13 protein-coding genes and 3 tRNA genes are annotated in these 14,191 nt (G+C 35.1%); 7 read left to right on the plus strand and 9 right to left on the minus strand.

The window, feature by feature from the left end:
- Positions 1 to 81 precede the first annotated feature (81 nt).
- The 3 genes from GYY69_RS13030 to GYY69_RS03620 form a co-directional block, all read right to left on the minus strand.
- Positions 82 to 333: an IS3 family transposase gene (locus GYY69_RS13030; RefSeq protein WP_174796588.1), complete on the minus strand. Its 252-nt coding sequence runs from the start codon at positions 331 to 333 to the stop codon at positions 82 to 84.
- 169 nt (positions 334 to 502) lie between these two features.
- A complete protein-coding gene (locus tag GYY69_RS03615) occupies positions 503 to 661 on the minus strand; it encodes a hypothetical protein (RefSeq protein ID WP_174796466.1) in 159 nt (52 codons plus the stop codon).
- A 484-nt stretch (positions 662 to 1,145) separates the two neighbouring features.
- Positions 1,146 to 1,221: transfer RNA gene (locus GYY69_RS03620), tRNA-Phe, on the minus strand.
- A gap of 159 nt (positions 1,222 to 1,380) precedes the next feature.
- On the opposite strand from GYY69_RS03620, the gene GYY69_RS03625 reads away from it, so the two are divergent.
- The 3 genes from GYY69_RS03625 to groL all read left to right on the plus strand — a co-directional run bounded on the left by GYY69_RS03625 (position 1,381) and on the right by groL (position 3,951).
- Positions 1,381 to 1,818, plus strand: coding sequence for an FxsA family protein (locus GYY69_RS03625; protein WP_174796467.1), 438 nt, complete (start codon positions 1,381 to 1,383; stop codon positions 1,816 to 1,818).
- Between the two features lie 145 nt (positions 1,819 to 1,963).
- Complete coding sequence (locus GYY69_RS03630) at positions 1,964 to 2,257, plus strand: co-chaperone GroES (protein WP_034915350.1); 294 nt, start codon at positions 1,964 to 1,966, stop codon at positions 2,255 to 2,257.
- 47 nt (positions 2,258 to 2,304) lie between these two features.
- On the plus strand, positions 2,305 to 3,951 hold the full coding sequence (gene groL, locus GYY69_RS03635; protein ID WP_174796468.1) for a chaperonin GroEL: 1,647 nt from the start codon (positions 2,305 to 2,307) through the stop codon (positions 3,949 to 3,951).
- Positions 3,952 to 4,448: 497 nt separating this feature from the next.
- On the opposite strand, the gene GYY69_RS03640 is transcribed toward groL, so the two are convergent.
- From GYY69_RS03640 to GYY69_RS03650, 3 genes are all read right to left on the minus strand, one after another.
- A complete protein-coding gene (locus GYY69_RS03640) occupies positions 4,449 to 5,024 on the minus strand; it encodes a manganese efflux pump MntP (RefSeq protein ID WP_174796469.1) in 576 nt (191 codons plus the stop codon).
- Positions 5,025 to 5,087: 63 nt separating this feature from the next.
- Entirely contained in the window at positions 5,088 to 5,702 is a 615-nt protein-coding gene (locus GYY69_RS03645) for a tetratricopeptide repeat protein (protein WP_174796470.1), read from the minus strand.
- Positions 5,703 to 5,729: 27 nt separating this feature from the next.
- A complete protein-coding gene (locus GYY69_RS03650; protein WP_342354061.1) occupies positions 5,730 to 6,863 on the minus strand; it encodes a bifunctional tRNA (adenosine(37)-C2)-methyltransferase TrmG/ribosomal RNA large subunit methyltransferase RlmN in 1,134 nt (377 codons plus the stop codon).
- Between the two features lie 158 nt (positions 6,864 to 7,021).
- Here GYY69_RS03650 and GYY69_RS03655 point away from each other — a divergent pair, with 158 nt between their 5' ends.
- A complete protein-coding gene (locus tag GYY69_RS03655) occupies positions 7,022 to 7,771 on the plus strand; it encodes a M15 family metallopeptidase (protein WP_174796472.1) in 750 nt (249 codons plus the stop codon).
- Positions 7,772 to 7,781: 10 nt separating this feature from the next.
- Here GYY69_RS03655 and GYY69_RS03660 read toward each other — a convergent pair whose 3' ends face one another.
- Together GYY69_RS03660 and GYY69_RS03665 are read right to left on the minus strand one after the other, a co-directional pair.
- Positions 7,782 to 9,080: an ATP-binding protein gene (locus tag GYY69_RS03660; RefSeq protein ID WP_174796473.1), complete on the minus strand. Its 1,299-nt coding sequence runs from the start codon at positions 9,078 to 9,080 to the stop codon at positions 7,782 to 7,784.
- Positions 9,081 to 9,099: 19 nt separating this feature from the next.
- Complete coding sequence (locus GYY69_RS03665) at positions 9,100 to 9,780, minus strand: response regulator transcription factor (RefSeq protein WP_065638031.1); 681 nt, start codon at positions 9,778 to 9,780, stop codon at positions 9,100 to 9,102.
- 815 nt (positions 9,781 to 10,595) lie between these two features.
- On the opposite strand from GYY69_RS03665, the gene GYY69_RS03670 reads away from it, so the two are divergent.
- The 3 genes from GYY69_RS03670 to asd all read left to right on the plus strand — a co-directional run bounded on the left by GYY69_RS03670 (position 10,596) and on the right by asd (position 12,897).
- Positions 10,596 to 10,671 (plus strand) — tRNA-His (locus tag GYY69_RS03670).
- 25 nt (positions 10,672 to 10,696) lie between these two features.
- Positions 10,697 to 10,773, plus strand: a tRNA-Pro gene (locus GYY69_RS03675).
- A 1,020-nt stretch (positions 10,774 to 11,793) separates the two neighbouring features.
- Positions 11,794 to 12,897: an aspartate-semialdehyde dehydrogenase gene (gene asd, locus GYY69_RS03680; protein WP_174796474.1), complete on the plus strand. Its 1,104-nt coding sequence runs from the start codon at positions 11,794 to 11,796 to the stop codon at positions 12,895 to 12,897.
- Between the two features lie 57 nt (positions 12,898 to 12,954).
- Here the strand turns inward: asd and GYY69_RS03685 are convergent, their stop codons facing one another.
- Complete coding sequence (locus GYY69_RS03685; RefSeq protein WP_174796475.1) at positions 12,955 to 14,184, minus strand: ROK family protein; 1,230 nt, start codon at positions 14,182 to 14,184, stop codon at positions 12,955 to 12,957.
- Between the last annotated feature and the right edge of the window lie 7 nt (positions 14,185 to 14,191).

Consider the following 14,191-nt stretch of genomic DNA (forward strand, 5'->3'; position numbering starts at 1 on the left):
TTTCATTGGGTGATACTAACCTTCGGTGAACTGCACCCCAGAAGTGATCCTCGCCAAAATATTAGACAGTGCCCACCTCTATCACTTTTTCGTTTTGGTAATATTGTTGTTCATATTGTTCAGGTGATACCCAGCCATTGGCTGAATGACGGGTATCCGATTATAATAGATTTCAATATATTCAAATAGTGCTTTATTAGCCAGTTTCCTCGTTTTGTAGTAAAAGTCATGAATAATATGTGTTTTGAGTGTATGGGAAAAACTCTCAACAACCGCATTATCAAAGCAGTTCCTCTTCGACTCATGCTTTGCCTTAGTCCATATTGTAACAATAACTGCTTGAAATCAGCACTGCAATATTGGTTTACATTGGTCAATGTGAATGAGTTCATTTTTAGAAAAGTGACGACGAAACAAAGCTTCTTTAATGTATTACACACTAAATGATGGTCTATGAGCGACTGGTTTACCTAGCAATCACTTTTTGTCCATATAAATCGAACTAACCTTCACCTGTTTTAATATAGGTAATATCGATTACCCATGTCGTATTCGGCTTATCAGGGTTAAATTGCCTATCTAACGTGTTGAGCGCAATATTGCGATGAGCCGTGTCTGTTTTATACTTGAATTTACGTGCTGCTTTACTCCGCAATTCCAATTGTTGTAAAACACGGCTAATTGTCCTTTCTGAAACTCGATATCTTACCCCCTAGCACCATAATTTGCTGTTACTCAGTCGTTAACTCTCGATGACTAGTTTTATTCTGGGTAAATTCGCTTATAGAAAGGTGTGTATGAGATAACGCATAATCGACAGCTTGTTTTTTGAATTCGATACTAAATTTTTTGACCATGATATTTGTCTCCTATGATTTTTGTTTATATCATAGAGGCGACTTTTGTTCACTTTTTTTTGCGAGGATCTGCTTCCTATAATTACTTTTATAAACAATCTTTAAAGCCATTTTATGGATACATGCCATTATCGAACCAAATGTATCCGGGTTTGTATCCGATTTTCCACTTGATTTGGGGTAATTCCAGTTGAATTCAGTTGAGTAGTGAAACAAGGTGAAAGGCTTATCTGAAAAGGCTTCAGACATAAAAAAACCTGCTAGAAGCAGGTCTTAGAATTTGGTGATTGGTGCCCGGACGCGGAATCGAACCACGGACACGGGGATTTTCAATCCCCTGCTCTACCGACTGAGCTATCCGGGCAACAATGGATGCACATTAAACACGATTCGTGATTATCAGTCAATCCCTTTTGTAAGATTTTTTGAAAAAAATATATCGTTTGGTTGAAAAATAGCTAATCATCTTCATATTAATAGCTAGTGTCTAATAATATGTCTCTATGCTTATAGGAATTGTTATATGCGATTTATTGGTTTTATTATTTTTTTTATTTATGTTTATTTTGAGGTTAGCTTTTTCATAACAGTTGCAAATACAATGGGGGTTTTCCTTGCTTTAATTTGTATTATTGCAACGTCTATTCTTGGTTTTTCATTAGTTAAATCTCAAGGCTTAAAGAATCTTAGTATTATGCAACAAAAGATAGCAAATAACCAAAGTCCTAAAAATGAAATCATTAAAAGTGTAGCCTTGCTTTTTGCTGGTTTTTTATTGCTTATCCCGGGTTTTTTGACGGATATCTTAGGTGCAATTTTATTAATACCCAATGTTCAAGAACATATTGTTAAATTTATTGTTAAAAAAATGCCGATTAAATCAACATTTGCATCATCACAAACACGTTACCAAAATGAGGATATTATTGAGGGAGAGTTTAAACGTAAGGATGATGAATAAATAATCAACTGGAATTTTTTTTAATTTTTTCCTCTTGAAGATTTTAAAATAGTCCCCATGTAAAGTGGACTATATTATAAAATCGTAATTTTATGATTTATTTTTAATAATTGTCTATTTAAAAATTAGTGCTAGGAGATAACTAATGAAAATTCGTCCATTGCATGATCGTGTGATCATTAAACGCAAAGAAGTAGAATCAAAATCAGCTGGTGGTATTGTTTTAACTGGTTCAGCAGCTGGTAAATCAACACGTGGTGAAGTTTTAGCTGTTGGTAATGGTCGCATTTTAGAAAATGGCCAAGTTCAGCCGTTAGATGTTAAAGTTGGTGATATCGTAATTTTTAATGAAGGATATGGCGTTAAAACAGAAAAAATCGATAATGAAGAAGTGCTTATCTTATCAGAAAGCGATATTCTAGCTATTGTTCAAGCATAACCAGCAAATAATTAAACTTATAGACAGAATTTAGGAGAAATACGAAGATGGCAGCTAAAGATGTAAAATTTGGTAATGATGCTCGCATCAAAATGCTTCAAGGCGTTAATGTATTAGCTGATGCAGTTAAAGTGACTTTAGGTCCAAAAGGACGTAATGTAGTATTAGATAAATCATTTGGTGCACCAACAATTACTAAAGACGGTGTTTCTGTTGCTCGCGAAATCGAATTAGAAGATAAATTCGAAAACATGGGCGCACAAATGGTGAAAGAAGTCGCTTCTAAAGCGAATGATGCAGCGGGTGATGGTACAACTACTGCAACCGTGCTTGCTCAAGCAATTGTTAATGAAGGTTTAAAAGCTGTTGCTGCGGGTATGAATCCAATGGATTTAAAACGTGGTATTGATAAAGCGGTTGTTGCTGCGGTTGAAGAACTTAAAAAATTATCTGCGCCATGTGCCGATTCTAGAGCTATTGCACAAGTTGGTACAATTTCTGCAAACTCGGATGAAACTGTTGGTACTTTAATTGCGCAAGCAATGGAAAAAGTAGGTAAAGAAGGTGTCATCACCGTTGAAGATGGTACAGGCTTACAAGATGAGCTTGATGTTGTTGAAGGTATGCAATTTGATCGTGGTTATTTATCTCCATACTTTATCAACAAACCAGAAACGGCAACTGTTGAATTAGAAAGCCCTTATATCTTATTAGTAGACAAAAAAATCTCTAACATTCGTGAATTATTACCTGTTTTAGAGGCTGTAGCTAAAGCAGGTAAATCTTTATTAATTATCGCAGAGGATGTTGAAGGTGAAGCATTAGCAACATTAGTTGTTAATACTATGCGTGGTATTGTTAAAGTTGCTGCGGTAAAAGCACCTGGTTTTGGTGATCGTCGTAAAGCAATGTTACAAGATATTGCTATCTTAACTGCTGGTACTGTTATTTCAGAAGAAATCGGTTTAGAACTTGAAAAAGCAACACTTGAAGATTTAGGTCAAGCCAAACGTGTTGTTATCAATAAAGACAATACTACAATTATTGATGGCGTTGGTGAAGAGTCTTTAATCTCTGCTCGTGTTGAGCAAATCCGTAAACAAATCGAAGAATCAACTTCTGATTATGATAAAGAAAAACTTCAAGAACGCGTTGCCAAACTTGCTGGTGGTGTTGCTGTCATTAAAGTGGGTGCTGCAACTGAAGTTGAAATGAAAGAGAAGAAAGCTCGCGTAGAAGATGCTTTACATGCAACTCGTGCAGCTGTTGAAGAAGGTGTTGTTGCTGGTGGTGGTGTTGCTCTTGTTCGTGCTGCGTCGGCAATTGTAGAACTTAAAGGTGCGAATGAAGATCAAAACGTCGGTATCAAAGTTGCACTTCGTGCAATGGAAGCACCATTACGCCAAATCGTGACTAACTGTGGTGAAGAAGCATCTGTTGTTATCAATGCAGTTAAAGGTGGTCAAGGTAACTACGGTTATAATGCTGCGACTGAAGAATATGGTGACATGATTGCAATGGGTATTTTAGATCCAACTAAAGTAACTCGTAGTGCATTACAATATGCTGCATCTGTTGCTGGTCTTATGATTACTACTGAATGTATGGTGACAGATTTACCTAAAGATGATAAAGCTGATTTAGGTGCTGCTGGTGGTATGGGCGGCATGGGTGGTATGGGCGGAATGATGTAATTTTCGGCGATAATCCAACCGATACAAATCAACTTAAGCCATCCGCTGATGCAGATGGCTTTTTCATAATTTCCCCCTTCCGAGAACTATTAGTTAAAGCTAAATAAAAATATAAAATTTAATTGATAGATATAAAATATAAATTGATATAGAAATTCTACAAAATAAAAAAATGGTCATGTTAGCCAGTAAAGATTTGCAACTTAATCGTTAACAAATGATTACTCAATTTATAAAACCATCATGATAAAGGCACATTCAAAGCAGTTTATAATCAAGATACACATAGTTTTGATATGACATTTTGTAAAATTTAAAAAGGACAAATAGAAGTGCTTTTCATAAACTGTTACCTTTAGGTGGTAACGGTTTATGGAAAATTACCAAAATTGGTTCCAATGTTACCCGTTGCGTATCTCAATGTTAGAGTATATTGTTATGATAATTCCCCCTTTAAAAAATCAAGGGGTATTATGCTAGATGAAAGTCAGAAAAGGTTAATTGGATAGGTGTTGATAAAGTGTAATTATACCAATCAGAATAAGTACCAAGCCACCTAAAAATTCTGCTCGCTTTCCAATTAAACATCCTAATTTATTGCCTACCAATAGCCCAATGGTAACCATTAAACAGGTTGCTATCCCAATCATTGTTGCAGCAAAAAAGATATTGACGCTTGCTAATGCCAGTCCAATCCCAACAGCAAATGCATCAATACTGGTTGATATTGCTGTAAAAATTAATATTAAAGAAGATTTTTTTGATGAGTCTCCATTATCATCTTGGCAATCTTCATCAGAATTTTTAAAACTACTGTAAATCATGTTAATACCCAAAAATAACATGACAGCAAAAACAACCCAATGGTCCCATTGTTCGATATATTGCAGTGCAATATAACCAATTAACCAACCCAGTAATGGCGTAATAGCTTCGACAAAACCAAATAAAATACCGACTTTGAGTGCCCCTAAAAATCGGGTTGATTTAAGCGTAACTCCACGACATACAGCGACAGCAAAGGCATCGGTTGACATAGCCAGTGCTAACAACAAAATAGCCCAAAAACTCATGACATATACTCTTGCTTTACATTATATTAATTTAATTATTATTAAATAATAATTTGTTATGATTTATTTTTTTGTTACTGAAAATAAATAATTTGCGACTTTAATATCGCCTTTACTTTGATATAGTTCAGCTGTTTGTTTGACGCTATCTCGACGGTTTGCATCATATTGAAAAAGTAGGTTAAACATTAAGTCAGCTGTTTTTTTATCTTTATTTTGGATAGCGCAATAGCCATATTGCTCATAAGCATCGGCTTTCCAACGGTGGCGATCTAAATCAAGGCTTTGCTGAAATTGCTGCTGTGCTTCTTGATAACGATCCCGACCACATAAAAAAGAACCATAATGCACATGATATAATCCATTACCTGGTTGCATTTGCGTAATACGTTTGTAAATTATTTCGGCTTCTTTGTATTCACCCACATGCTGATCAAACATTGCCATAGCTAACATAACTTTAGGATTATTTGGGGAATATTGTGCCGCTAATTTTAGATTATAATGTGCTGCTTTGATATTTTCTGCTGATTCATTTGCTTTAGCAAGATAACCTAATCCAAGTCGCATTCTAGCTAAAGCCGCCTTTTCTGGATCAAACTCATTGCTGTTTTTCATTTGACAGCCTGATAGTATCACCATCAAAAAACAGCTAGATATAATTAACGATTTTTGCATCTATTCTTCCTTTATAAAGAGTTATCTTTATATTGTTTGCTGAACTAGATTTTGTTTTTTATAAAGTGTCCTTTTGGTACGGTCAACAACCTCGCCAGCCAATTGTCCACATGCTGCATCAATATCATCACCACGTGTCTTACGAACAATTACTGTAAAACCGTATGCCATCAGTGTTTTCATAAAACGGTCAATGCGTGTATTAGAGCAGCGAGCATACGGTGCTCCAGGGAATGGATTCCAAGGAATTAAATTAATTTTACTAGGTACATCTTTAAGAAATTTTGCCAGCTCGTGCGCATGCTCAACGCCATCGTTAATTTGATTAAGTAATACATATTCAATTGTTACTTTACCATGATTGGCATTTGAAGTAGAAAGATAGCGTAAAATAGAATCTCGTAGCATTGCCATGTTATACTTTTCATTTATTGGCATAATTTCACTGCGAATAGTATCATTTGGCGCATGGAGTGAGATCGCTAATGCTACATCAATCATACCAGCTAGTTTATCTAAAGCGGGAACAACTCCTGACGTTGATAGTGTGACACGTCTTTTTGATAAACCATAACCAAAATCATCTAACATGATTTCCATAGCTGGTGCCACATTAGATAAATTAAGTAGTGGCTCTCCCATCCCCATCATAACGACATTGGTGATAGGTCTATCAGCCAGTTTACCGGTTACACCAATAGCATTTGATGCCCGCCATACTTGACCAATAATTTCAGAAACGGTTAAATTTCGATTAAATCCTTGTTGTGCTGTGGAACAAAATTTACACGCTAATGCACAGCCAACTTGTGATGAAACACATAATGTTGCACGATCACGCTCAGGAATATAAACAGACTCAATCATTTGATTGTTTCCAACATCAAGCGCCCATTTAATTGTGCCGTCTGATGAGCGTTGCTCCATTGCAATCATCGGTGCTTTAATTTCAGCTAAAGTTTTTAGTTGCTCACGTAACTTTTTATTGATATCGGTCATTTTATCGAAATCATCTATCCCAAAATGATAGATCCATTTCATCACTTGATCGGCTCGAAATGGCTTTTCGCCAAGTGATATAAAAAACTCTCTTAATTGTTGGCGTGTAAAATTGAGTAAATTTATTTTTTCGTTTGTGTGATTAGTTGTATTAAGATTCATTGTATTTGTAACGCCTGAACAATTAATAGACGTGTTGGATGTAGATGGTGTTAACATAAGGCCTCGTTTTTACACATTATGGCTATTTCAATTTTTAGGAAAAAGATTATACTGTTTTTAACTTAATCTGGCTAATAGAATATTGGTAATGCTAAAAGATGATAAAATCCATAATATTTAAAAAAACTGGTAGGTTGGCTTTAAACTTAGCGTTACTTCTATTTTCTACTTTTACTATGGCAAAACAAATCCCATTAAATAAACTGATTGGACAGTTTGATGAAAAAAAAGACGATAACTTTATCGCCTTGGACTCAACCATACTGCCTGTTAATAAAAAAGGAATGTACCTGCAGAAAGAGCCAACTAGACAACTTATAAAGGCTTATAATGACTTTAAAAAAGTTCACCCAGATATTCCTTTTGTTGTAGTAAGTGCAACGCGAAATTACACTTACCAAAATGGAATTTGGCAACGGAAATGGGATGCATTGTTTGCTAAGCTCAATGATCCGCAAAAAATTGCGAAACAGATTTTAAAATACTCATCCATGCCAGGTACTTCTCGCCATCATTGGGGTACTGATATCGATATTACGAGTGTTTCTTCTGAATATTTTAGAAATGATAAAAAAGGCGTAATTCTTTATAAGTGGCTTCAAGAAAATCTTCCCAAATATGGATTTTGCCAAGCATTTAATGATGGAAGAAAAGGAGGATATCAACCTGAAGAATGGCATTGGTCATACAAACCGATCGCTAGCCAATATATCGCACAATATAAAGCTATATTAGAAAGCGATCCAAATGCTATCATGAAAGCCTTAACTTTTACAGGTCACGATAAAATCAAGTTAGAAAACCTAGTTAAAGAGTATGTGTTAACTGTTAATACTGATTGTTATTAACATGTTTTTATTATTGAAGTTTTCTCCAATATGGCAAACTTATTGTTACAATAAGACCACCACCATCGCGATTAGTTGCTTGGATAGTACCGTTATGCATAATGACCGTCTTTCTGGCTATTGCTAACCCTAACCCATAACCTTTGCCTAATTGCGGAGACTGAATACGAACAAACGGTTCAAAAATACTGGATAGTTTATTAGCTTCAACACCAGGTCCACGATCTTTTACTTCAATTTGCAAATACTTGCCTGTTTCTTTTAATGAAACTTCTACTGCTTGTCCTGCCTGTGAAAAGCGAATAGCATTACGGATAATATTTTCAATAGCACGGCGTATTTGTTCTGAATTGCCTTTAACAATTGAATGAGTAATTGGTGATGAAATAAAATGTACATCAATTAACTGGTGATTCGCCTCATAGTTAGCATCATTGATAACTACACTTATTAAATCTTTTAAGTCAAAATATTCATCGGTGCGGTTATTCATTTCGGCTCGAGAATAATTTAGAATCTCACCAATTAGCTGATCTAATCGTTGTGATTCTAACTCTATCCTAGCCAAAGCCGTATCAATGTTTTGTTTATTTTGTTGAGCAAGCCCAATTGCTAGCTGTAAACGAGCAAGTGGCGTTCTGAGCTCATGTGAGACGTCATGAAGGAGAGATTGACGATCAGATATCAAGATATTAAGTTGTTCAACCATCATATCAAAATCTTTACCGAGTTCACTCAACTCATCGCGGCGAGGTTTTAATTTATTGAATAATCGGACAGAAAGATCGCCTTGAGAGACCCTGAAAAAACCTTGTCTTAATAGTCTCATCGGCCTAGTTAAATTCCATGCTAAAAAAAGACTAAAGACAAGTCCAACGCATATTCCCATTAACACTATTGGCATTGGCATATTGAACAATGTTTTTTTAGTATGATCGTCCTTATCTTCTTTAAATGAAACAGAATAAAGCGTTCCGTCAGGCGCTGCTGCCATACGTTGATAAACATATGTTGGCGTTTCTAATTCATCTGTCAGTATATTGACTTGCTCATTTATTGGAGAAACCAATTTTATTGATAATAAAGCCCTTTCTTGTTCGGGCAAATGTGCTATAAAATTAAGTGTTTCATCTTCACCTGCCACATGTAATAACTGAGCAATCATATCGACTTTTGTCGGCATATGATTGAGGAATCTTTGATTTTTATTTTCTACATAAATCGAAAATGCAATCCAAGTTAATTGGAAGGTGAGATAAAAAATAACCCAAAATATAATGAGTATTTTCCAAAATAATCGACGATTCATACTAAAAGCCTATTGGTCGTTAACGGATACGGTAACCGACCGCTCTAATTGTTTCAATCGTTACATCATTTTGTGCTATTTGATGTAATTTTTGACGAATATTACTAATATGAACATCGACACTGCGGTCGTAAAGTTCTCGTGCTCGACCAAGCCCGATTTCCGATAACTCTTCTTTAGTCACCACTCGCTCACTATGTTTTACCAATAAGACTAATAAATTAAACTCGGTTGATGTCAAATCAATGACTTGTCCATTCCAAGTACATAATCGTTGTGGTAGATCTAAAGTTAAACCATTAAAATGATATTTTTTATCATCAACCATTTCAACTGAACGTTCATCAAAACGACGTAAAACAGCACGTAATCTGGCTAATAATTCTCGAGGATAACATGGTTTAGGGATATAATCATCCGCCCCCAATTCTAACCCCAATACACGATCAATATTGTCGCCTTTGGCTGTTAACATAATAACTGGCATATTACATTGTTGTCGTATGCTTTTAAGAACATCAATGCCATTAATATCGGGTAACATGACATCTAAAATTGCGGCACGATATTTTCCTGATAATGCTTCATCAATACCATCTTTACCTAAATAAACACTTTTGATATTAAAACCTTCATTAGTCAAATATTCGCTAAGCATTTGTGATAGTTCAATATCATCATCAATTAATAAAATATTTATCATAATCGCAATCGCCATTGTTAATTAATTTAGATTTTTACATTATTGCAATAATAAAAAAAAAGTCAGGTTCTTTTACTAAAATATTACATATTTTGAACGATCCCAGATGTTTTAATTTACTGTTATTAATAGTGTAAAAAGTTTTAGGTTAGCTATATGTTGTAGCATATGTTCTAACCCAAGAATATAAGTAGAATTGATTGTTTATTCTGCAATTACATCATTCAATTCTCAGCTAAAACATAATAAAGTAATATTTTAATGTTTCACTATCAAATATCTACTTTATGGATAGAATATGGAGATAAAAAATAAAACTACAAGTAATTAAGAAAGAATAAATTTTCTGAAGTTTGACGTCTTACAGGCTTTAGGATTGACAAAACCAATATTGTTGTCTTTTCTGCTTCTGTTACCACCAAATAGCTAAAACTAACTATTAAAAAATGCTTATGTTTTCCTAATTTAATAAAAAAGCATGCCCATTATCTTTAGAATCTAAGGTATATGTGAACAGCCATAGCTTACAGGCGTAGTTACTGATGTGCTAATGTTGAACTTAAAGTACCAAAACATTATGCTAAAAAGGGATTACTAGCAACTCATTGATTTGGGCGTGTTAAAATTGCTAACAATAATAGATCCAACAAAGAAATCAGTATTTCAGCCAAAAGTGCCTTTACTAAAGAGTGAATTGGAGATTATCAAATTTTATACTTTTAGCGCTTCTTATATAATCAATCAGTGAGTTTTTTTAAAATTCTGCTGGACAATGTTATTTTTTATGCGTAATATTTCGTCCTGCTTCTATGGTGGCTATAGCTCAGTTGGTAGAGCCCTGGATTGTGATTCCAGTTGTCGTGGGTTCGAATCCCATTAGCCACCCCATTTATAGAACGCAAAGAGCATCTAACGGCGAGTAGCGCAGCTTGGTAGCGCAACTGGTTTGGGACCAGTGGGTCGGAGGTTCGAATCCTCTCTCGCCGACCAAATTTCAATAAAAAAGTCTACTTATCCAAGTGGGCTTTTTTATTATCTTCTATCAAAAATTCAGATAGCCTCCTCTTTTCATCATTGGTGTTGCTTATTATTCATTTCCCTGACTGTTTCGGTTATCAGCTAGTTGCAATTCGCTTTGCCTTAGTTTTTTATGCTAACGTATGTTTTGTTCTCGACACGCATTTTTGACCGTTTTGCTTTTATTTTAGTCTTCTGCTTGTAAAAATTATTCTGGATTCTATACCGTTTCATCTTATTGGAATCAGATGGCAACTTATTTCTCCTTGCCAAAAAGAGGAGAAAGATGATCGCTATAGTATAAATAAAAATCATAGCAGCACATATTGTTGTCAAAAAATTTAGTTGTGACTTTAAACAACAATTGGGGAATTATGCCTTAACCAATGCCATCTCTATTGGCTCATAAAAGTACGTTTAGGAGTCCCAAGTTTAGACCATGATATTCTTGATGAGGAATATGTTGTTTTAGAAAGAATAGTAAGTCGGTTGTTGAAGCACTAGCATTACGCAGTCAAGCTGCGCGTAAATTTAAATACAAAACACAGATCTCATCCTATATTTGGTGTATTTGCTAATTTAAAGATGATAGTTAATTCTGTCACCAAATTTTATAATAAATGGTTCTATAAATAATTTAATCAGCAATAATGCTTATATCTTCATGTGTAGGAATTACCTAACCAAGAAATACGTTAGGTACATATAAGTTGTTACAAATAAATCAACTAGTAACCAAATCATTTCAATAAATATAAAATGAATCAAGTTGTTAAAGTAGTGAATGTATTATCTAGAAGCGGTATTTGGTTGCAGATGATGATTCATTTTTTCTGTTAGTTATTGTAATTGTTTTCTCTTTCAATATATAACACCATGTTATTATATCCCTGCCTACAAAAATAATTCTTATCTGACTTGTTTTATGGTGATATTTTGTTTTAATAGATAAAAATATCTCTTTATATAACCTCTAGGTATTGGGAATAAATTATGAAAAATGTTGGTTTTGTCGGTTGGCGTGGAATGGTGGGGTCTGTTCTTATGCAACGTATGGTTGAAGAACATGATTTTGATTATATCAATCCTGTTTTCTTTTCTACCTCTCAAGCAGGTCAAGCAGCTCCTACTTTTGGCAGTAAAACAGGCACATTGCAAAGTGCAGATAATATTGATGCATTAAAAGCGTTAGATATTATTGTTACTTGCCAAGGTGGCGATTACACCTCCGAAATTTATTCAAAATTACGTGCAACGGGTTGGCAAGGTTATTGGATTGATGCGGCATCAACATTACGTATGGAAGATGATGCAATCATTGTGCTCGATCCTGTGAACAAAGCTAACATTCATGCTGCTTTAGATAAAGGTATTAAAACTTTTGTTGGTGGTAACTGTACTGTGAGCTTAATGTTAATGTCTCTTGGTGGTTTATTTGCTGAAAACCTTATTGATTGGGTTTCGGTTTCAACTTATCAAGCAGCTTCAGGTGGTGGTGCGCGCCATATGCGTGAACTGCTTACTCAAATGGGGATGCTAAATGCTGAGGTTGCCAAAGAGTTACAAAATCCGCATTCTTCTATTTTAGATATTGAGAGAAAAGTGACCCAAAAAATGCGTGATGGTAGCTTACCAATCGATAATTTTGGTGTACCGTTAGCAGGAAGTTTAATTCCTTGGATCGATAAGGCGCTTGATAATGGTCAAAGTAAAGAAGAATGGAAAGGACAAGCTGAGACCAACAAAATCTTAGGAACGAGTCAGATTATTCCTGTTGATGGACTTTGTGTTCGTATTGGCGCACTACGTTGTCATAGCCAAGCTTTTACTATTAAGTTGAAAAAAGATATCAGTGTGTCTGAAATTGAAAAACTGCTTGCTGCTCATAATGATTGGGTAAAAGTCGTGCCGAATGATCGTGATATTTCCATGCGAGAGCTGACACCAGCCGCAGTAACAGGTACCTTAACCACACCAGTTGGCCGATTACGTAAACTTAATATGGGTAAAGATTATTTATCTGCCTTTACTGTTGGTGACCAATTATTATGGGGCGCGGCTGAACCATTACGAAGAATGTTACGCATTTTAGCCTAAATTAAACATAAAATGGCAAAGCCCGATTGGTCGGGCTTTATTATTTATTATGATCGATTACTGTTCTTTATCGTCCAACAATGTCATTAATAATGAGCCATTAAATAAAGCTTGCTGTACTAATGCAAATGCGCCAATCGCTGATCTATCGTTAAGTGATGAGCAAGTAATAGTCAGATTTTTTCGTAAACCTTCTAAGCTTTGAGCATTTAATGCGCTATTGACTGCATTTAATAGTATTTCTGGTGACCTGGTGAGTTCACCGGCTAATACGATTCGTTGTGGATTGAAGATGTTAACCATAATTGCAACTGCCCTGCCAAGGTTTTCACCCGCATCTTTGACTAGTTTTATCGCTAGCTCATCTCCTTGATTAGCATATTGACAGATATGGTTAATATCACAGTGATCTATTGTTAATCTTGATCTATAGCCTTGCTCAATCATCTGTTTCGCTCGGTTTTCAATAGCTTTATTGACTACACGGTTTTCTAAACAACCAAAGTTACCACAATGGCATCGTTCGCCTAACGCATCAACTTGAATGTGACCAACTTCGCAAGCGCTTTGATTGTGATTTGTCAGCAATTGTTGATTAACAATAACGCCAGAGCCTACACCACGGTGTACACGGATTAAAATGGAGTCATCAACATGCTGTGTTGTTCCAAAATAACTTTCAGCTAATGCTAAGCTTTGAATATCATTCCCAACAAAAATAGATACATTGAATTGTTTTTGTAGTACTTCAGCTAGAGCCCACTCTTTCACTTGAATATGCGGTGTATAGCGGACAATGCCATTGACCGAATCAATTAAGCCCGGAAGTACAATGGATATTGCAATTAACTGCTTTATTTTTTTTCTATTTTTCTCAATGAATTCTTCAATTAATGTGATTAAATATGCTTGTACTTGCTGTTCGGTAAAATGAGTCAAAGGATATCTTTTGGAGATTAGGCATTTAGATCCTAAGTCAAAAAGTTCAATAGTGACATGAAAGCGGCTTAATTGCACCGCAATGGCTTGGTAATGTCCAAATTTAGCTTCAATGGAAACCGCAGGTCGACCACCTGTTGATTGCTGGGCATCAATTTCTTTAATTAGCTTATTTTTTAATAATTGCCGAGTAATTTTTGTGATACTGGCTGGTGCTAATTGACTAATTTCAGCCAGTTGTATACGAGAAATAGGAGCTTGCTGAACAATTAAACGGTAGATCATTGCATAGTTAAGTTGTTTAATTAGTTCAGCATTCCCAACTAAATTCAGATAATTAAATAACATATTATAT

The organism is Gilliamella sp. ESL0250 (assembly GCF_013345045.1).
GTDB classification, from domain to species: domain Bacteria; phylum Pseudomonadota; class Gammaproteobacteria; order Enterobacterales; family Orbaceae; genus Gilliamella; species Gilliamella apicola_H.